The sequence below is a fragment of the Rhodococcus qingshengii JCM 15477 genome, assembly GCF_023221595.1.
Classification (GTDB): Bacteria; Actinomycetota; Actinomycetes; order Mycobacteriales; family Mycobacteriaceae; genus Rhodococcus_F; species Rhodococcus_F qingshengii.
On the sequence record NZ_CP096567.1, the window covers coordinates 125,123 to 145,098 of the forward strand.

A 19,976-nucleotide genomic window follows, 5' to 3' on the forward strand; every position below is an offset into this window, starting at 1 on the left:
CGCACCGGGCAGGACCAGGCATCGCATTCGCAGACCCTCGTGCGAAACACCGGTAGCGATCTCTTGGCACCACTGGATACGTCGGCCAGGTTCGGAATCGAATCGCGCCCCTCATCCGGAGTTGTCCGGTTTGGCAGGCAGATGGGAGTCGAGTTCGGAGACAGTGGCTTCCACAGCTGCCGCGATCTCGTCGTCGGCAGGAACGAGAGCGCGAACCTGGGAGGGGAGAGTCTCATAGGTGTAGTCGGCTACGGCGAGGGGTGCAGTTGTCCCGGCAAGCGAATACCGGACGACGTTGTCGTTGCAGCCCGCGCAGAGCAAGATCCCCACAGTCGGGGCGTGGATGTCCTTGTCGCGGAGGTTGTCGTCGATCCACGAAACATAGAACCCGAGCTTCCCGACATACTCCGGCTCAAACCTGCCTACCTTCAACTCGACGACAACGAACCTCGCTTGCACCCAGTTGAAGAACAACAAGTCCATATAGAAATCCTGATCACCGACCTCGAAATGGTACTGGCGCCCGACAAAAGCGAACCCGTGTCCCAGTTCGAGGAGAACTGCTCCAGTCGACGTATCAGTGCGGACTCCAGTTTCCGCTCCGCGACACGTTCGGTGATATCGAGAAAATCGAAGACGTACGGGTCACACACCAACTGTTGAGCGAGATCGGAATCCTCGGACGGACGATGGTCCTGAAAATTCGACGGTGCCGCACCGATCCTGCGCCGTAAACCGCTGTTGATCTGATTTTGCAGCACATTGCGCGACCACCCGTGTTCAGCAGCGGCCGATGCATACCAGTCGCGGTCGGATCGGCTATCGAGTTTGTCGAGCAATACCGTCACATGACCCCACGGCAATTTGCCAACAGGTTGTTGGCCAATTGCATCGCGGCCCCAGATGCTCGCCATCTGCCGCATGTACTTCAGACTGGTCCGCGACAACCCACGCATGTCGGGAAACGCTGATCAAAGATCGACGGCGAGCCTGTCGATCACCTTTGAACCCCAGCCCTCGGCTTCCTGACGCTGCACGATTGCGTTCCCTATGCCCCAATAGAGGCTGAGCAGTTCGGTGTTGACGATTCGGGTGGCGCAGATACGGGCTAGTCGAACCTGCGACTCGCCATGACCGAGAAGCTGGGACGGTCCGTTGGCAGCAGTTCAGCCGGCACATCACCTGTCGATCTCCACCCAGCGCTCCCGGAACGCTCACCGGACATGCCCCCAATTGACACCTCAGCTCGCAGGAGCGGCGACTCGGGCGAGAGGATGCGCACTAGACACGGGATCACCGACCCTCGCGCAGCTGAGTTCTTCACAGGGCGCGTTGATCGGAGTCGGTCCGTCCAGCACCATGACGGCCCTCACCTGAAATCGGGCGCTTCAAGCCAGTCCGCGCGCGGACAGGTAGATCGTGTCCCCTGGTAGAGAAAGGTTCTCATGCAGTCCCTAGGTTCGACCATCCACCGTCCGGTCTGCATGCTGATGACGGCACCAGTCGTCGCAGCCTCCATCGCTTTGATGTCGCCGGGCATCGCGTCCGCCCAACCGAACGGATGCTCGAAGACTTTCAACCTGTTCATTCCCGGGACCTGGGAAACCGCAGAAGACGCCGATCCCTCGATCCCGGTCGGTATGCTCAAACCGATCGCCCATAGCATCACGGACAAGCACGGTAGCGCGGCGCAGATCTACACTCTGCCATACATGGCCCGAGCATTCGACAACGGAAAAACCTACGCAGACAGCAAATCTGATGGTTTGACGAGGGCGAAGGACGTGATCTCCGAGATCGCAGCGAAATGTTCCGACACCAAATTCACGATCACCGGCTATTCCCAGGGTGCGGACATCGCAGGTGATCTTGCCTCTGAAATCGGCAACGGCTCCGGCCCCATCAAGGCAGAGCACGTACTCGCGGTCGGGCTTCTCGCCGATCCCGGTTCCGGAACGAACGGTGAAGCAGTCATCGGCCCGAAGCCGTCAGGGACGGGGATCGCCGATCCGCGGCCGCAGGGCATGGGGAAGCTGTCGGGCCGGGTCGCGTCGATCTGCGATCCGAAAGACCTCTACTGCTCGATCCAAAAAGGTTCGAGTCCGCTGCTCGGATCGCTGGGTTCAGTGCTCACCAGAGCACCGAGTGCTGGAGTTGACGGCCAGGTAGACGGCAATTCACACCTGGCCACCGCTCTGGCGTCGGATTTCTCCCAAGCCGACCTTCCCGGCCTCGCCACAGCCACTGGCAATCTGACCAGTGAACTGTCGACGACGGACGGCACAGTCGACCTCGAGAAGGTCGCCTCCAGCGCGACAACTCTGGCGAACACCATCAGCCCACTCGCCGACCTACTGGGCTCCGGTGCCGCCAATCCTGCGGCGAACGGGCAACTCGCTGCAGCTCCCGCCAGGACAGCCGAAAACAATGCCAGCCAGGTTCTGGACAAGGCCGGCGAATCCGATCTCAGCGGTGCGCTCTCGACAGTGACCACGATCGCCAACACCGCGAGCACGCTCGCCAGCAAGGGCTCCACGACGTTGCCTGCCTCATCTCCGGACCTGACCTCCCTCTCGGCCGCCGCCGGCACCCTCGACCGCCAGATCGCGCCGCTCCTGGCGACACCGAGTGACGTCCTCGGATCTGCCTCCGGAGTCCTCTCCTTACTCAAACCCACCGTCGTCGTCAACCAAATGCTCAACGTCGCCACCGGCCTCACCTCCCTGGATATGCCTGCGATCCTGACAAACCTCAACCTTCTCCCGCAGAAGGTCGCCGCGCTCGACGCCCACGGTGCCCACAAGGTCGCAGGGGATCTGAACAACCAGTTCTCCCCATTGGTGAAGATGGCCGCGGGTATCGATCTGAAATGGGTCTCACAGATTCTGTCGGCAATCCCGGATCCGTCCGGCTACTCAAAGGTCGCGGCGCTCGTCGCGTCGATCCTGGGAGGAGTCGACATCAACAACCTGGCAAACCTCGTCGGCCGGGTGCAGGAAATCGCTTGGGCCGCAGTCGAGAAGCTGCTCCCACCGCCAGGACAGCTCTCCGACCCGCTCGGGGCCGGAGCCGCCATGACCGGACTCGTCCCAGTCGGACTCGAACTCGCCACGGTCGCGGTCAACATGCTCGCCGGCAAAGCTACGAAGACTGATCCGACATTGCTCGGCAAGCAGGCCTCGACGGCCGCGACCACCGATTCCGCTCAGACACAGAATCTGGAACTCTCAGCACTGGCTAATTCGTTGACCGCCATGGCCAGTGCACAAGGCGCCAACGACCTTGCATCCTTAATAGGGGAGGGGCTCGACGCAGCGTCCTTCTTCGCCTCCGGGACACACCAGAACTACAACTCTCTCGTCGTCGACAACGCTGGCCGCAACGCGATCCAGTGGATCTCGGACTGGCTCAATCTGCAGATCGGACGCGGAGCATGAGCCGGTAACCCGCCCTCACTCCGACATTTCGAAGAAAAGAATCTAACGATCGGCCCCTCCTGGAGGGGCGGGGCGGGCCCGCGTGGTCAGTCCCCACCGCCGATCGAACCCACCTCCCCAATCTGACGAAGTAGCACATGTCCCAGATGGGGGAGACCGCGATACTGCCGAAGCGGGTGAGGTCGCTGTAGCGGCGGTGTGTACGAGTGCGATCTAGTCGCGATCTTGCAAACGCCGCCTCGTTAGATCGTGGCGCTACCCGTTTGAGTAATCCGGAGCTGGGTAGGTGCTCGTCATGGAGTCTTCGCGAATCGATGCCGAGATCACGTTGATGGTAGACGGCAGCAGCCGCACCCTGACGGTCGATACTCGAACCACTCTGCTCGACGCGCTGCGGGATCGCCTCGGCGTGACGTCCCCGAAGAAGGGTTGTGACCACGGGCAGTGCGGATCGTGCACGGTCCTCCTCGACGGGCGGCGTGCCGTTACGTGTTTGACGTTCGCCGTGGCACAGGACGGCGCACAGATCACCACGGCAAACGGTTTGGCGGGCCACGACGGTCTGCATGCCGTACAACAAGCCTTTCTCGACCAGGATGCGCTCCAGTGCGGGTACTGCACCCCGGGGCAGGTGTGCTCGGCAGTGGGGATGCTCGACGAGGTGAAGGCCGGGCACCCCAGTCATGTCACGGAGGACCTCGATGCTGACCCGGATCTGGACGACGCCGAGATTCGAGAACGCATGAGCGGGAATCTCTGTCGCTGTGCTGCGTACGGCAACGTCGTCGCAGCGATTCGACAGGTAGTGCAGTCGTGATGCCGTTCGAGTACCGACGCGCCGAGGACGTCGACGGCGCGTTGACCCTGGTGACTGAAAACCCCGGCGCCGCCTTTCTCGGAGGCGGTACGAATCTGGTCGACCGTATGAAACTCGGCGTGACCAACCCGCGCATGGTGATCGATGTAAGTCGGCTGCCCCTCGCCGGAGTGGAGATGCTTCCGGATGGAGGAGTCCGCATCGGCGCGACAGTTCGAAACAGCGATCTCGCAGCCCACCCCGTCATCCGCCGCCGATACGCGGTGCTTGCTCGCGCTCTCCTGGCCGGAGCTTCAGGGCAGCTTCGCAATGCCGCGACAACAGCCGGCAATCTGATGCAAGCTACCCGCTGCGTCTACTTCCAGGACGTGACAACTCCGTGCAACAAGCGGGAACCCGGATCTGGTTGCTCCGCCGTCGGCGGCTACGTGCGCTACCACGCAATCCTGGGGGCTTCCGACAAATGCATCGCCGTGCACCCGTCCGACATGGCGGTCGCGCTGGCTGCGTTGGACGCCGTGGTCGTCGTAAGGGACCGCCGTGGCGAGCACAACGTTCCTGTCAACGAATTCTACCGTCTCCCTGGAGATTCACCGGAACATGACACAGTTCTGAAACCCGACCAGTTGATCGTTGCAGTGGAGCTGCCCGCGCCTGCACCGGCGGCGCTGTCGACGTACGTCAAGACACGCGATCGCGCCTCCTTCGCTTTCGCTCTGGTTTCGGTTGCCGCTGAGATCGAACTCGAAAACGGTATTGTCGCGGGCGCCCGAATCGCCATCGGAGGCGTGGCGCACCGCCCCTGGCGCGCGTACAAGGCGGAAGAGGTCTTGCTGGGATCCCCGCCTACAGAGGAAGTGTTCGTGCAAGCCGCAGATGCCGAGTTGGCGAACGCGAACCCACAGTCAGGCAATGCTTTCAAGATTCCCCTGACACGCGGCGTCATGGTTTCGGTGCTGAGGTCACTCACCACCGGAGGGCCGACGTGATGAGGATGATCGAACCGGGCTACCTGGGAAATCCGATGGAGCGTCTCGACGGGTCCGCGAAGGTCACGGGGACGGCGCTCTACGCGTTCGAACATCCCGTGGAGAATCCCACCTACCTGCACGCCGTCCAGGCGACGGTTGCGCTTGGCCGCGTCGTCAGCATGAAAACGGAACTGGCAGAGGCACTTCAGGGTGTCGTCGCCGTGATCACCGTTTTCGATACCCCACGCTTGGCGGACACCGAAGACCGAGAGCTGTCCGTACTCCAGGACCCAGCCGTCCACTTTCGCGGACAATTCATCGGTGCTGTGATTGCCGAAACACCCGAGACAGCCCGTCATGCAGCCGGGTTGGTACAAGTCGAGTACGACGAACTCCCTCATGATTCCGAGCTACGAGCCGATCGCGACGACCTCTACGCCCCGGAGGACGTCAACGGATTCGCGGCCGACACGACCGACGGCGATGTCGAGTCGGCATTCGTGGCTGCGGATGTGACGATAGATCAGACCTACACCACTCCACTCGAACACAACAATCCGATGGAACCGCACGCCTGCATTGCAATCTGGGAGGACGACGCCAAGGGTGGGCGGGCGTGCGTCACCCTGTACGACTCTACTCAGGGCGTTCATGTCGTTCGTGAGACCCTGGCGCCCATGTTCGGGCTCGAACTCGAGCAGATGCGAGTCGTGGCGCCACATGTCGGCGGAGGGTTCGGTTCGAAGGGATCACCTCACGCGCACAACGTATTAGCGATTCTTGCTGCCCGTAGGACGGCTGGGCGACCTGTCAAGTTCGCGCTCACGCGGCAGCAGATGTTCGCGATCGTCGGATACCGCACATCCACCATTCAGCACCTGCGCCTCGGTGCGAACACCCACGGTCTTCTGACGGCGATGTCCCACGACGTAATCGAGCAAACGTCGAAGATCAAGGAATACGCGGAACAGACTGCTGTTGCCACCCGGATCATGTACGCCACACCTAATCGCTCTACCTCGCACCGGGTTGCAGCCCTCGATGTTGCAGTCCCGTTCTGGATGCGTGCCCCGGGCGAGACGCCGGGTATGTATGCGGTCGAGGTAGCGATGGACGAGCTTGCCGTAGCTTGTGGCCTCGACCCGATCGAACTTCGTGTTCGGAACGAACCCGAAGTGGATCCGGAGAGCGGAAAACCTTGGTCAGGGCGGAATTTGATCGACTGTATGTACGCAGGCGCGGAGAGATTCGGGTGGAAAGATCGGAGTCGGCGTGATGGACGACGTCCGGTGCGTGGTGGTCTCAGTCCGGACGGCAACTGGATGGTGGGTACCGGCATGGCAGCGGCAACCTATCCGGCAATGACGAACCCCGGTTCGAAAGCGCGCATCGTCTTCGGAGCCGATCGAATTTACACTGTTCAGATCGGGGCGGCCGACATCGGCACGGGAACCTGGACCGCTCTGACTCAGATCGCCGCCGATGCTCTCGAATGCCACATAGAGGAAGTTCGGCTCCAAATCGGCGACACCACATTCCCTTTCGCCACAGTTGCCGGTGGCTCCGCCGGTATCTCGTCGTGGGGCTCTACTATCGTCGCGGCTGCCCGTCAGTTCCGCGCGGAACACAGCGCCACTCCCCTTGCTGGCGTGGAGACGACAACTGAGACGCCGGAGAATCCGGACGAGGACGTTTACTCCATGCATTCATTCGGTGCTCATTTCGTGGAAGCGCGCGTACATCGCGAGACCGGCGAGATCAGGATCCCCCGGATGCTCGGTGCATTCTCGATCGGACGTGCAATCAATGCAAAAACGCTTCGCTCACAGCTCATTGGAGGAATGACGATGGGATTGTCGATGGCTTTGCACGAGGAAAGCTTCCGGGACAACAGGTTCGGCCACGTGATGACTCACGACTTGGCGAGCTACCACATCAGCACAAACGCGGATGTGCAAGACATCGAGGCCTTCTGGCTCGACGAGACTGACGCACACGTCAACCCGATGGGATCGCGGGGCGCCGGCGAGATCGGGATCGTCGGGGCAGCAGCCGCTGTTGTCAATGCTATCTACGATGCTACCGGTGTGCGGGTACGCGATTTGCCGGTAACAGCGGACAAGGTCCTGTTCAGATGAATTTTCGGACGACCGTAGAAGGTTAAGGAGCAAGCAATTCTCGAGCATCCCCTCATTCAGCGATGTGAAAGCATAGGCTTGATCACAGCTCTGAAAGGCGCAGTCGCCGTAGTCATCGCGTGGGTGATCGCGAACAGCGTCTTTCATAGCCCTGAAGCATTTCTCGCTCCGTACGCTGCACTCTTCATCATCGGGAACACCGTGCGGAACTCGATGCGGGTGGCCGCCCGCCAGGTCAGTGTGGTCGTCCTCGGAGTTGTTGTGGCCGCCGTCGCGGCGGTGACCCTTCCGACCGTCGCTGCATTGGCCATCGCAACGGGTGCAGGAATACTCGTCGGCCGCATTCCGCGGTTGTCGCCTGACGGGATTTGGGTCGCCGTCACCGCCGTATTGGTCCTTCTGTACGGAACAGCAACCAACCCGTACTTGGTGATGCACCGCATTGGTGACGTAGTGCTCGGAGTATTCGTGGGCATCGCGGTCAATGCCGTGTTGGTGCCGCCGGACTATCTCTCCGACGCCAGAGACCTCTTGGTGGCACGTACGCATGAGGTCGCGGACATTCTCCGACAGATGGCCGCGGACGTGAAAGCCAGTGCTGGAACACAGGGTTCATGGCGTCAACGCGCTCTGTCGGTGAACAAATCCGTTGCCGCGGAGACCGCGGTGATGGACGGTGAAGCCAGCCTGGTCGGAAACTTTCGCAAACGTGGGTGGTTGCGTATAGGAGGATCCGAGTTGTTTCGCCCGGCCGCCGAAGCACTCGATCGAGCAGCGCTACATCTCATGGGCCTGATCCTTGCCGTCGAGGACAGCGATTTCAACGAGAACGGGAGTTTGCAAAGTGCCGTCTCGGAGTTGCTCGAAGCGATGGCCATAGCCTTTGCCGATGCGGGAAGAGGTCCGGTGCACGACCCTACCGACCATCGTTCCGTCACGACCTTGCCCCTTGCCCGTGAAAGATTGACCGCACTCGAAAAGCTCGTGCAGCAGGGAACAGTCACAACGTCCGTCGCACCTTCGATAGTTCTCTCCAGCCGTGGGTTACTTGCGGCGCTCGCTGTCCTCGATCGAGAGGAGTACGGAAGCTAGGGGAGTCTCGACCGAGTTTCGACACCCGGCTCACTGGGTAGCAACTCGGGCATGGTGACACACACGGTTGATGCGGACGACGCGCGTAAGCCTTCCGATCCGACCGACCTGACGGCGCAGTCGTGGAAGTTCGTAGCACGACGTTCTGCCCGAGAGTTCACTCGCGATCAGTGCACCGATCTGGCGGCGGCTTTGACGTACTACGCTGTGCTGTCACTGTTCCCGGCGCTTCTGGCGCTGGTGTCCCTGCTGGGAGTTGTCGGCCAGGGGCGTGCCAGTGTGGACACGGTGATGGAACTGGTAGCCGCTGTCGGACCGGGCTCGGCCGTGGACACGATGCGTGGCACCGTCGAACAACTGGTGGCGGCCCCTACCGCCGGTTTCGCATTGATCATCGGTCTCGCGGGTGCGTTGTGGTCGGCCTCCGGCTATGTCGGCGCATTCGGGCGAGCGATGAATCGTATGTACGAGGTGGAGGAAGGCAGGCCGGTCTGGAAACTTCGTCCTCTGCAACTGGTCGTCACCCTCGCAGGACTTCTGTTGGTTGCCGCGGTGATCTTGATGCTGGTCGTCAGCGGACCTGTCGCCAAGGCGCTGGGTGATCAGCTCGGCATCGGAGACGGCGCGGTGACGACGTGGAATATTGCGAAGTGGCCCGTCATTCTGATCTGTGTCGCGCTGGCGGTGGCGGTGCTGTATTACGTGACTCCCAATGTGCAACAGCCGAAATTTCGTTGGATCAGCGTCGGAGCAGCACTCGCTATTGCAGTGTGGATCGTGGCTTCAGTCGGATTCGCTTTCTATGTAAGTCATTTCGGTAGTTACAACAAGACGTACGGATCGTTGGCCGGGGCGGTCATCTTCCTCCTCTGGTTGTGGATCACCAATCTTGCGTTGTTGTTCGGAGCAGAAGTTGACGCGGAACTCGAACGCGGCCGGCAGTTACAGGCCGGAATCGAAGCCGAAGAATTCCTGCGGCTGCCTCCTCGGGACACCAGCGTTTCGGAAAAGAACGCTCGTCTGCACGCACACGATATCGCCGCCGGTCGCGAACTTCGCGAAACGCACGGCGGCGAAGACAACGAAGGGACGTCGACCATGACCGAGCGATCCGATAGCCGGGCAACCGTTCCGAGCACCGCGCCGCCGAAAACTGTCGACACAGAGGGCGTAGACCCGCACGCACTGTCGACCGTACAACTCGTCGAGCGCCTCACCGAGCAGGTGTCCGACCTCGTACGGGCCGAGATGTCGCACGCAGTAGCCGAAGTCAAGACGAAGAGCACCCGGTTCGGTGTAGGGGTCGGTATCTCCGGCGCCGGCGCACTGCTGCTGCTGTACGGCTTCGCGGTACTTCTGGCGGCAGCAGTACTCGGATTGGCCACAACCCTCGAACCTTGGCTTGCAGCTCTGATCATCGCGGCAATCGTGATCGCCATCGGAGCAATAACCGCACTCGTGGGAGCCAAACGAGCGAAGTCCGCGGCGCCACCACTTCCGGAAGAGACCGTCGAAAGCGTCAAAGCTGACATCGCTACTGCCAAGAAGGGCGTGAAATGAGCACTACCGCAGACGGACCCGACGAGAATGTTCGAGCCCAACGTGAGGCTCTAGCCGCAACCGTAGGCGTACTCGCCGAAAAGGCCGACGTACCGGCCCGCGTCAAGGGTGAGATGTCGCGTGACGTGGAACGGGTAAGGCAGCGGCCTGCAGCCGTCGCGGCGGCGCTCGGTCTCTTAGTGGTGTTCGTACTTGTGCTCCGCCGCCGCAAGCAGCGTTCCCGCCTCACCACGCACAACTAGCGAGCGCCGTCGACGTTTGCGGCTACGGTCAGCCCAATGTCCCGGAATCGAGCGAGGCCCCAACGATGAAGCCGCCTGCAGTTCTCCTCTCCGAAGTTTCGACGAACTATCTCCGTCTTCGATAGGTTCGCGATCTACGCCGGTGCACGGACCTCGCAGGGATGGTTCTTCGTAGTGTGCACGGTGATAGTGGTGCTCTGGGCGCCGTCGTTCTTCCTCCTCGGCACCATCGACACCTGGCAACTGATTATCAACACTGTCACCACCATCGTGACGTTCCTGTTGGTGGCGTTGTTGCAGAACACACAGAAGCGATCCGACGACGTCGTGCAGCACAAGTTGAACGCCATCGCCGACGGACTGGCCGATCTGATGAAACAACTCGCTCAGCAGCACCCCGAACTCGACAAAGCTTTGCGCGAACTGCGACTTGCTGTCGGATTGGAAGACCACGAGAGCGCTTCCTGAACGGCAGAGGCACCTAGCACTTACAAAACGAGTCCTGCGATCTCGACTCTCGACCTACTGGCCTGGCACACTGGGATCGGGTATCGGCTATGTGGTTCGGCGATACCGCTGAGTTTGCTGCCCGAGGTCCAACATCGAGAAGGGTTGGCCGTGTATCCAAGAAGCCAATGGTCCTAACGCTTTTCAAGTGCTGTCCACTCCCAACATCCAATCTCAGTTGGGCGATCCCTTACCGCAGCTATGGCGCCCGCGCGACTGCGTCAGCTACGAATTCGCCGCCGTGGTGCTCGGCACCTGGTCAGGCTGTATATATGTCGCCAGGCTGCACATGACGAGCATCCTTGCCACTTTCGCTCACCACGCATACTTCGGGTCTGCCGAGTATCTCGGATGCGACTCCGAGATACTCGGCTACCGCGGCCAGGGCCCAGCTCGGGTGATCGGGGCGAGATGTCATCGTCCAAGGCCTTTCAGAGACTAGGCTCCTCCGCAGTCGACGTCCGCTGGCTCACGACGGGACTCCGCCGGAGGTAGACGCGGCGTCCGTGGAGGCGTGCCGCACAAGAAGTTTGATCGCATGCTCTATCGTGGCGGCCAGGATGTCCTCCGGTTCGCCTGAGAATACTTGCTTTTCGGTGTGCGCTCTTCCGTGGTCGACGATCCCGAACCAGACGGTTCCCGGAGTCACGTCTTCTTGGGTTTGCGGCCCGGCTTCCCCGGTGACGGCGAGCGCCAGTGTGGTTCCGAACAGGGTGGCTGTGCTGTGCGCCATGGCTCGCGCGGATTCTTCGCTCACCACAGGGCCGTTCGGAACGTGGAGGACCGACCGCTTCACCTCCCGGTTGTACGCGACGATCCCACCAGTGAACCATGAACCCGCATCCGGCGCCTTACCCAGGTGTGCGGCAATATTTCCCGCCGTCAGGGACTCTGCCGTCGACACCGTCAAACCTCGCGCCATTGCGACACTTGCCAGGCGCTTGCATAGTTCGTCGAAGTCGGTTTCGGTCGGCAAATCGGGCCGAGGGTCGTTACTCATGTCCTGTCCTCTCCAACAGATGTCGAGCACTCGTATTGTGTCGCTTCACGTTCAAACCGGTCAACGGATCTGCGCTGCCCTGTTCTGAAGACGATTCGATTCCACACTGATTTTTGCCTCCCGTAAAATGTTCTTCGGCAGATGGTTTCGTAGATACGCAGCGACCTCATGGCCTACGTGTTCGATCTGTAGCATTACCTCCGTCACACCGGTGTACGAATCAGTCCGAATGAGGACACAACCCTTGGGCGCCAGTGTGAGCACGGACTCTATGTCGGTGGCGGTCCGGGTGGTCACAGTGTGGGTAATTCGGAATCCCACGCCGGTCAGCATCCTGCGAAGATGCTCCGTTACATCGCCGTCGTCGCCCTGGGAGGCCCCACGTTCTGTTTCCTCAAGCACCAATGAGCGCGGATTCGATACTGCCTCTTCCTTTTTGCACGGATTTCCACCTGTCATCCCCGTGTGCGACCCCACGCCGTCGCTGCGCTTTCCGTGGACCATCGGGAGCGGCTTGCTGGCGCGCACGACCACCAATTCCTCGATTTCCTGCCCATGCTCAATTAACCCACGGCGCTCAAGCATCGCGCGGCGCGAGCGCAGGACCGGGCCGAACGGGATTGATCTCCCAGCAACGACTTCTGCAGTCATCCCCCGTTCTTCGAGCATGGCTCCGGTCTTTCCGATGTCGCACATCGCGGACTGCAACAACAGCAAAGACCCTCCTGGCACAAGGAAGTCAGAGGCCGATGCGATGATTCGGTCGAGTAGAACCCGGCCGCCGGTACCGGCGTTCCAGGCTCTCTCAAGTCCTGAAGCCGGCAGTTCGTCGATTTCGGATGGGACGTACGGCGGGTTCGAAACCACGAGGTCGAACATTTCTCCGGTCAGCACCTCGGTAAGGTTTCCACGACGTGCCTCGACACTCACTTTGTTGAGGAGGCGGTTGAGCCTGACGTTCATAATTGACCGGCGTGAAATGTCTACCGCGAGAACGCGACCAGCTCCAGCCTTGGCAGCGGCTATTGACAACGCGCCGGTTCCGGCGCAGAGGTCGAGAACGCGAGTGGACCCCGTCACCCGCTGACACTTCAGTGCCTCGATCAACAGCGACGTATCGTCCTGCGGTCGGTACACACCTGGCAAACTAACGATCATCGTCGACTCCTGAGTTCAGGGGGTTCGATCCCGACAGGTTTTCTACCCGAATGTTCACGAAACCATGCGGGAGAGCGCATCGTTTCGGACTGGACTGCTCCAGAATCACGTTGCCCAACAGTTCGGTCTCCGACGACGACTGCGATTCGGACAACGAGTCACCCGTGGTAGCGGCGAACGCCAACTTCGGCAGTAGTCGAGGAATGAGCGTCCAAAGGGTATGCCGACGGCGGTCGGCTTTTCGCACCCGTTTCCCGATTCGCTGCAACACCGGCACTCGCAGCGGCTTTGGCAATCAACAGTGTCGACCTGGTCGTACCCAACTTTGCGGGCCAGAAGAGCGACGGGCCTGCGCGCGCCTGCTCACATCGCTAGAGTCCATTCATGGCCACACTGCGTGAAAGCATCATCGAAGAACTCGGCGCAAAGCCGACAATCGACGCCGCAGCGGAGGTTCGCTCGCGAGTCCAGTTCCTGAAGGACTACGTGCGCTCGACCCCCGCCAAAGGATTCGTTCTGGGAATCAGCGGCGGTCAGGACAGCACGCTCGCCGGCGCCCTCGCCCAACGTGCGGTCACCGAACTCCGCGAAGAAGGCCACGAGGCCGAGTTCGTCGCTGTTCGACTCCCCTATGGCGCGCAGGCCGACGAGTCCGATGCTCAGATCGCACTCGGCTTCATCAAGCCGGACCGCTCTCTCACGGTCAACGTCAAGCCAGGTGCCGACGCCACAGCCCGTGAAGCCTCCGAGGCGTTGGGGAACGGTGAACTGCGCGACTTCGTCCGCGGCAACATCAAGGCGCGCGAACGAATGGTCATTCAGTATGCGATTGCCGGTCAGCTCGGCTACCTGGTAATCGGTACCGACCAAGCGGCGGAGGCGATCACCGGCTTCTTCACGAAATTCGGTGACGGCGGCGTCGACATCACGCCGCTCACCGGCCTGAGCAAACGTCAGGGCGCTGCACTCCTGCAGGAACTGGGCGCACCCGAGAGCACGTGGCGCAAGGTGCCGACCGCCGACCTCGAGGACGACCGACCCGCGCTGCCCGACGAAGTTGCCCTCGGCGTCACGTACTCACAGATAGACGACTACCTCGAAGGAAAGGACGTTTCCTCCGAGGTAGCCGAAAAGCTCGAGAAGATGTTCACCAGCACTCGTCACAAGCGCACGGTGCCGGTCACACCACTCGATACCTGGTGGCACTGAACACAACATGTTGTCGGAGATACAGTTCGACTACGCAACTGGCTGATCGGCGGATTGAATCGCGGTGATCCAGCGTTACTTCGTAATCGTTCGGGCGCGACGGCTAGACGTACCGACGGGTATTCTGCGGCCATCGAGCAAGTGAAACTACGAGGACACATCTTGCGGCACCATAAGTTTCGACGAGCAAACCGCGCCAGCGAAGTTCGGAGAACGCGAGTGGAGCGGTCAAGGTAGAACAGAGGTACTTGGCTCGATGCTGCAGTCAACGCGCACTCTGATGCGCTCCTGCGACAACGCCTGACGGAGGACCGAGGCGTGCTGATCGAGAAACGCAGTGAGGGCCCCATCAACCGGTGCCGATGCCCAGATTGGCTCGTCCGCCGGGAAATGGTTCCTCGGTGACATCCGATCACCGTCAGGTCGCACGGAGCGTCTACCGTCTGGAGCGCTCCTAAGGTGCCGGGCCGATGCCTCCAAGCAATAACCCGAGGCCATTCAACAAACGGGAGCGCCCGGATGCGGAACCGGAAGGACGATTCCCGCTACGGCAGCGTTGAGCTGCATGGGCGCTAGCACCTCTTCTGCTCGACAACGCCAACGGTACGGATCCCGGGCGTGGTGGCCTGTCTTGTTGTGGAGTTCACTGTTTCATCCGTGCACGGCCGGGGTAGATGCCTTGCGAACGAACAACGAGGACTGTGACACGTTGTCATGAATGCTGGACGGAGTGTGTGTTGTGACTGAGCCGAAAGAAGTCGAACCTGTCCCTGTGGACAATGAACGCACGAATCGATCCCACGTCGGGGAGGCGATCACAGACGGACGCAACTATCCCGGATACCTGTTAGTCGGCCTCGGATTAGCAACTCTCGGATTAACCTTGGTGGCAGCAGGTTACGGATTTCGCGGGTGGGCGGTCATCGCCGGAAGTGTATGCGTGATCTCCTTCATCGTCGGGGCCCTGGCAATCTTGATGGAACATCGGCGGGTCAAGCGATTGGAAAACCGCGAACTTCTGGACCAAAAGGGCCATTGAGCGTTCTTCCCGGACGATGGTCGAGATAGGCGAACCAGAATTCACCGGCGCGGTCCGGATCAATTGGCACCGTATGCATTGGACATTGGCACCGTATGCAGTGGCCCCTGAGCGGGTCCTCGAGTTCGCGCGTCCTCGACGTGAATAATCGCGCTTCGTTTCGACTGATCGACCGGAGCGCGCGTTCTAAGTGCTCGTCGAACAACCCAGTCGCGCAATGTTCGAAACATGCTCCCGTTCAATGGAACCCGAAAGATACATCTACGCTATGGTAATGAGGTATCGCGGTTGAGGAACCAGCCGCCGAAGCGAGAAACAAGCCTTTTTCTCGTCTCTTCGGCGCGAACGCGCCCCGATCCGATGCAAGGAGTGAGATGAACGGGGGAGCCCATCCCGGTGATCGGTTGTCGACCGACATTAATGTCTCTACAAGAGTCGACGCGGTTCGAGCTGCAGACTTGGTCCGAACTGCTGACGTGATTCGGGTTGCGTCTGTACCTGCATCGCACGTGTACGTCCGGCACTTGGCGCAACCCATGGGAAAAGACGGCGTCGTTCGTCTTGACGATCCGGTCCCCGCGGATGGCCGTAAGGTTCCTGGCGGCTGGTGGCCTCCGGTGATGCTCGATCCGGGATGGATCCGCGAGCATCATCACCTTTTTGATCTTTTTCATGTCCACTTCGGTTTCGACGCGATCGCACCGCAGGTAATGGAGGACATCGTCCACGAGTTACGCAGTCACGATATTCCTCTGGTCTACACGGTGCATGACCTGCGAAATCCCCACCATCCCGATCCCGAGTCGCACCGGGAGATACTAGACGTGTTGGTACCGGCGGCGGACTCTCTGATCACCTTGACACCGGGGGCGGCTGCATCGGTCGCGAACGATTGGGGGCGGGAATGCGCTGTGCTGCCTCATCCTCATGTGATCGAATTGGACAACTTCGGTCTTGCGCGACCTCCGGGAACACAATTCACCGTGGGAGTGCACGTGAAAAGCCTGCGTCCCAACATGGATCCGTTTCCGGTGTTGAACACTCTGTCTTCGACGATTGCGACGTTGCCGGGTGCGCGATTGGTTGTGAACGTCCATGATGAGATCTTCGATCCCGACAATCATTGGTATGCGCCGCAGGCCGCGAAGAAGCTCTTGGAATACGATGATCGACCGGGTGTAGAGGTGGTGGTACATCCGTATTTCACCGACGACGAGTTGTGGAGATATCTGATGTCTCTGTCGGTTTCGGTCTTGCCGTATCGGTTCGGTACGCATTCTGGATGGCTGGAGGCATGTTACGACCTCGGGACATCCGTCATCGCTCCCAGCTGTGGGTTCTACGCACAACAGCAGGACTGCAAAATCTACGGGTTCGACGAGCGTCATTTCGACCCGGAGTCGCTGGATCGATGTGTTCGTGAACTGTATTCAGCAGAGCCCGTGCGTCTTTCCGCTGGAATGCGTAGCAGGCAGCGCCGATTCCTTGCCTCTGCTCACCGCGAAATCTACGAGAAGGTTCTCGCATGAGCGCGTTACGCATAGCTCTGATCGCATCGAGTCGCTATCCCGTCAATCAACCGTTCGCCGGCGGTCTCGAAGCTCACGTATGGCATCTGGCCGCAGCTCTGCGAAAAGCCGGCCACGATGTCACCCTTTTCGCCGGACATGGGTCAGATCCGCAGCTCGCTTGTGAGCTGATCGACGCCCGCCCAGCCCCCATCAGTACGGCTGCCAGAACTGACATCTCCATGCCGGCAGAGTATTTCATGCAAGAACACCATGCCTATCTCGACCTCATGCTCCGCCTCGCTCGTGACTATGCGGAGAGTTTCGACATCATCCACAATCACAGCCTGCACTACCTACCCGTGGCGATGGCGTCCACGCTGAGTGCTCCTGTGCTCACCACTTTGCACACGCCGCCGACCCCGTGGCTGGAATCAGCCATCGCGGCAGGTGGGTCTCCCGGTCGGTTTGCTGCGGTGAGCCGTTTCACCGCCGATTCATGGAAACAGGCAGCCGGCGACGTCGACGTCGTGCACAACGGCGTCGATACCGATCAATGGCGTCAGGGGCCCGGTGGGCATCGACTGATCTGGTTCGGACGCATCGTTCCGGAAAAGGGCGCCCACCATGCGATTGCAGCCGCCAGAGAATCCGGTATGCCGTTGGTGCTTGCCGGGCCGATCAGTGACCATACGTATTTCAGAGAGCGAATCGAACCACAACTCGGCGACTCAGTTCGATATCTCGGCCATCTGGTGACTGACGATCTCGTTGCCGCGGTAGGGATGTCTGCTGTTGCACTCGTGACCCCGCATTGGGACGAGCCCTACGGGTTGGTCGTGGCCGAGGCGCTTGCCTGCGGGACCCCGGTCGTGGCTTACAGGCGGGGTGGCATACCGGAAATCCTCACGCCCGATTGTGGTCGGCTGGTCCCAGCTGACGACGTGGCCGCGCTCTCCGTCGCGATCGGAGAGGCGAAACAGCTGGCTCGGCCGCACGCGCGGGCGCGCGCTGTGAACCACTGTTCGGAGCGAAGAATGGTAGACCGATATGTCGCACTGTACAACGAAATATACTCTGCACCAACCATATCCGGTACGTCCACGGCGGAAACTGTGCCCACGGCCACAACCCGGCGAGTAGGCCGATGATCGGTTACTACATCCACCATCACGGGCGAGGTCACCTCACCCGTGCCGCGTCGATCGCGAGGAAACTGAATCTCGACGTCACCGCGCTCACCAGTGCCGATTCGGTTGCAGTGGAAGCCTTCGACGATCATGTTCAGTTGCAACTCGACTACGGCGACGCACATGAGCTCGACCCCACGGCCAACGATGCTCTTCATTGGGCACCGATTCACGAAACCGGGCTTCGCGCTCGGATGGCACGAGTCGCCGAGTGGGTAGCGACTGCGCGTCCCGACGTCGTTGTCGTGGATGTATCCGTCGAAATCGCGACGTTCATTCGGTTGATGGGTGTCCCGGTCATCGTCGTGGCGATGCCAGGAGACAGGACCGATTTCACCCATCAGCTAGCGTATCGACTTGCAGATCACATCATCGCCGCCTGGCCGCAAGAGATATACAACCCGAGCTGGCTCCGCCCCCATGAGCACAAGACGACTTATGCGGGAGGTATCAGCCGGTTCGAAGGCCGGGAGAGCGCATCTCGTACCGTCGACAATTCCTCGTCTCCGCGAGTTCTGGTGTTGAGCGGCGCCGGTGGGTCAGCGGTCTCGAACGCTGACGTTCAAGCTGCTGCGGCACAGCATCATTCCTTCCACTGGAAAGGACTCGGATTGCCGGGAGGGACGTGGGTCGCAGATCCCTGGCCGGAGATCTGCTCGAGCGACGTCGTAGTCTCGCACGCAGGCCAGAACGCGGTGGCCGACATCGCGATCGCCGGTAAGCCCGCCATAGTGATCGCACAGGAACGTCCGTTCGGAGAACAGGTCGCGACCGCCGGAGCCCTGTCCCTGCACAATCTCGCGGTGACGCTGAAAGAATGGCCGGCACTCGAATCCTGGCCCGATTTGATCACCCAGGCACAGGCTCTCGATCGCGAAGGCTGGTCAAAGTGGCGGACTTCGGGTGCCGCTGCCCGTGCAGCGCGAGTCATCGAGTCAGTCGCGAGACGGCACAAGGCCCGCTGACGTGAGGACAGCGGTGATTACGATTGTGCATGGGCGTCACGCGCACTTGCGGATGCACCTGCGTGGTCTCGCTGCGAGTGCGAAGCTGCCGTACTCGCACGTCGTCGTCGCGATGGGCGACGAGACGGTGAAAACCGTCGTCGCGCAGGAGGGAAGCTCTGCCCACGTTGTGGAAATCGACGTTCCAGAAGGGGACCCTCTCCCGCTCGCCCTTGCCCGAAACATCGGAGCAGCAAAAGCTCGATGCCGCGGCGCCGAGCTGCTCGTGTTCCTCGACGTCGATTGCATTCCAGCACCGACTCTTCTCGCTCGATATCACGAGACTGCATGTGCAGAGAACTCTACTGCCTCTCTTTTCTGCGGACCCGTCACCTATTTGACGCAGCCGTTGTCTTCCCCGATTACGCCGGATGAGATGGCACTGCTCCACAATCCACATCCAGCAAGGCCGGCGCCCCCCGACAGGACGGTTCTCCGCGGGGACGACTTCGACCTCTTCTGGTCGTTGTCCTTCGCGGTCACTGAACTGACATGGCAAACCTTGGAAGGCTTCTGCGAGGATTACGTCGGGTATGGCGGGGAGGACACCGATTTTGCCTGGTCCGCCCGCGAAAAAGGCGTGAAACTGATTTGGGTCGGAGGAGCGGACGCCTACCATCAATTCCATCCCGTGTCGGATCCACCCGTCGAGCACCTTGAGAGCATTCTGGCGAATGCGTGGGTGTTTCATCAGAGGTGGGGACAGTGGCCGATGCAAGGATGGATCGACGCATTCCAAGAGATGGGTCTTGTGGAGTACCGACCACACATTCAACGCTGGGTGCAGATTCGGAACTCGAGCTCCGTGAACTGCGGTGGTAGAGCTTGATTCGTCTTCGCGGTCGATGATTGAAGAAACGTCGGCCGGGGAAGGTGAGAGGAATGGCTACTTACAGAGTGATCAATCCTGCGGGCGACGTCACCGCGACGCGCGACATCGAGAGCGCTGACGATGCGCATGCTTGGTTTGTGGATGCTCGCGCCGACAACTCGGAACTGGGATGGCGTATGGAAGTTCACCATGATGGCGAATGGTCGTTCTTCGACGACACCGAGGGCACATCCAGCTGAGCAGTCGCTCGACGGGTGTGACGAAGATGAGGA

Annotated in this window: 17 protein-coding genes and 1 pseudogene; 15 read left to right on the top strand and 3 right to left on the bottom strand. The window is 60.6% G+C overall.

Features of this window, described 5'->3' with window-relative positions:
• Positions 1-111: 111 nt before the first annotated feature.
• A pseudogene (locus M0639_RS31580) lies at positions 112-1,225 on the bottom strand (PDDEXK nuclease domain-containing protein).
• 220 nt (positions 1,226-1,445) lie between these two features.
• Between M0639_RS31580 and M0639_RS31585 the strand changes: the two are divergent.
• The 8 genes from M0639_RS31585 (at position 1,446) to M0639_RS31620 (ending at position 10,725) form a co-directional block, all read left to right on the top strand.
• Positions 1,446-3,437 (top strand): cutinase family protein, encoded by a 1,992-nt coding sequence (locus tag M0639_RS31585; protein ID WP_064073733.1) that lies wholly within the window; start codon positions 1,446-1,448, stop codon positions 3,435-3,437.
• A 295-nt stretch (positions 3,438-3,732) separates the two neighbouring features.
• A complete protein-coding gene (locus tag M0639_RS31590; RefSeq protein WP_197486145.1) occupies positions 3,733-4,254 on the top strand; it encodes a 2Fe-2S iron-sulfur cluster-binding protein in 522 nt (173 codons plus the stop codon).
• Positions 4,251-5,243 (top strand): FAD binding domain-containing protein, encoded by a 993-nt coding sequence (locus M0639_RS31595; RefSeq protein ID WP_082893107.1) that lies wholly within the window; start codon positions 4,251-4,253, stop codon positions 5,241-5,243. The genes M0639_RS31590 and M0639_RS31595 overlap by 4 nt, the downstream gene beginning before the upstream one ends.
• On the top strand, positions 5,243-7,363 hold the full coding sequence (locus M0639_RS31600; protein WP_064073735.1) for a xanthine dehydrogenase family protein molybdopterin-binding subunit: 2,121 nt from the start codon (positions 5,243-5,245) through the stop codon (positions 7,361-7,363). Before M0639_RS31595 ends, M0639_RS31600 begins: the two co-directional genes overlap by 1 nt.
• 78 nt (positions 7,364-7,441) lie before the next feature.
• Positions 7,442-8,455, top strand: a complete 1,014-nt coding sequence (locus M0639_RS31605; protein ID WP_064073736.1) for an FUSC family protein — start codon at positions 7,442-7,444, stop codon at positions 8,453-8,455.
• Positions 8,456-8,506: 51 nt separating this feature from the next.
• On the top strand, positions 8,507-10,015 hold the full coding sequence (locus tag M0639_RS31610; RefSeq protein ID WP_064073737.1) for a YhjD/YihY/BrkB family envelope integrity protein: 1,509 nt from the start codon (positions 8,507-8,509) through the stop codon (positions 10,013-10,015).
• On the top strand, positions 10,012-10,257 hold the full coding sequence (locus M0639_RS31615; RefSeq protein WP_054801532.1) for a hypothetical protein: 246 nt from the start codon (positions 10,012-10,014) through the stop codon (positions 10,255-10,257). The genes M0639_RS31610 and M0639_RS31615 overlap by 4 nt, the downstream gene beginning before the upstream one ends.
• 174 nt (positions 10,258-10,431) lie before the next feature.
• Positions 10,432-10,725: a low affinity iron permease family protein gene (locus M0639_RS31620; RefSeq protein ID WP_345894830.1), complete on the top strand. Its 294-nt coding sequence runs from the start codon at positions 10,432-10,434 to the stop codon at positions 10,723-10,725.
• A 508-nt stretch (positions 10,726-11,233) separates the two neighbouring features.
• On the opposite strand, the gene M0639_RS31625 is transcribed toward M0639_RS31620, so the two are convergent.
• Positions 11,234-11,764 (bottom strand): CinA family protein, encoded by a 531-nt coding sequence (locus M0639_RS31625; protein WP_064073739.1) that lies wholly within the window; start codon positions 11,762-11,764, stop codon positions 11,234-11,236.
• A gap of 60 nt (positions 11,765-11,824) precedes the next feature.
• A complete protein-coding gene (locus tag M0639_RS31630) occupies positions 11,825-12,922 on the bottom strand; it encodes a HemK2/MTQ2 family protein methyltransferase (protein ID WP_064233719.1) in 1,098 nt (365 codons plus the stop codon).
• A gap of 384 nt (positions 12,923-13,306) precedes the next feature.
• Here M0639_RS31630 and nadE point away from each other — a divergent pair, with 384 nt between their 5' ends.
• From nadE to M0639_RS31665, 7 genes are all read left to right on the top strand, one after another.
• Positions 13,307-14,131, top strand: a complete 825-nt coding sequence (gene nadE / locus M0639_RS31635) for an ammonia-dependent NAD(+) synthetase (RefSeq protein ID WP_064073742.1) — start codon at positions 13,307-13,309, stop codon at positions 14,129-14,131.
• Between the two features lie 718 nt (positions 14,132-14,849).
• A complete protein-coding gene (locus M0639_RS31640; RefSeq protein ID WP_064073743.1) occupies positions 14,850-15,170 on the top strand; it encodes a hypothetical protein in 321 nt (106 codons plus the stop codon).
• Between the two features lie 476 nt (positions 15,171-15,646).
• Positions 15,647-16,699 (top strand): glycosyltransferase family protein, encoded by a 1,053-nt coding sequence (locus M0639_RS31645; RefSeq protein ID WP_064073744.1) that lies wholly within the window; start codon positions 15,647-15,649, stop codon positions 16,697-16,699.
• On the top strand, positions 16,696-17,829 hold the full coding sequence (locus tag M0639_RS31650) for a glycosyltransferase family 4 protein (protein ID WP_064073745.1): 1,134 nt from the start codon (positions 16,696-16,698) through the stop codon (positions 17,827-17,829). The genes M0639_RS31645 and M0639_RS31650 overlap by 4 nt, the downstream gene beginning before the upstream one ends.
• Positions 17,826-18,833: a glycosyltransferase gene (locus tag M0639_RS31655; protein ID WP_064073746.1), complete on the top strand. Its 1,008-nt coding sequence runs from the start codon at positions 17,826-17,828 to the stop codon at positions 18,831-18,833. Before M0639_RS31650 ends, M0639_RS31655 begins: the two co-directional genes overlap by 4 nt.
• A 13-nt stretch (positions 18,834-18,846) precedes the next feature.
• Positions 18,847-19,701 (top strand): glycosyltransferase family 2 protein, encoded by an 855-nt coding sequence (locus tag M0639_RS31660; RefSeq protein ID WP_231914988.1) that lies wholly within the window; start codon positions 18,847-18,849, stop codon positions 19,699-19,701.
• Between the two features lie 53 nt (positions 19,702-19,754).
• Positions 19,755-19,943, top strand: a complete 189-nt coding sequence (locus tag M0639_RS31665) for a hypothetical protein (RefSeq protein WP_064073748.1) — start codon at positions 19,755-19,757, stop codon at positions 19,941-19,943.
• Positions 19,944-19,976: the final 33 nt, after the last annotated feature.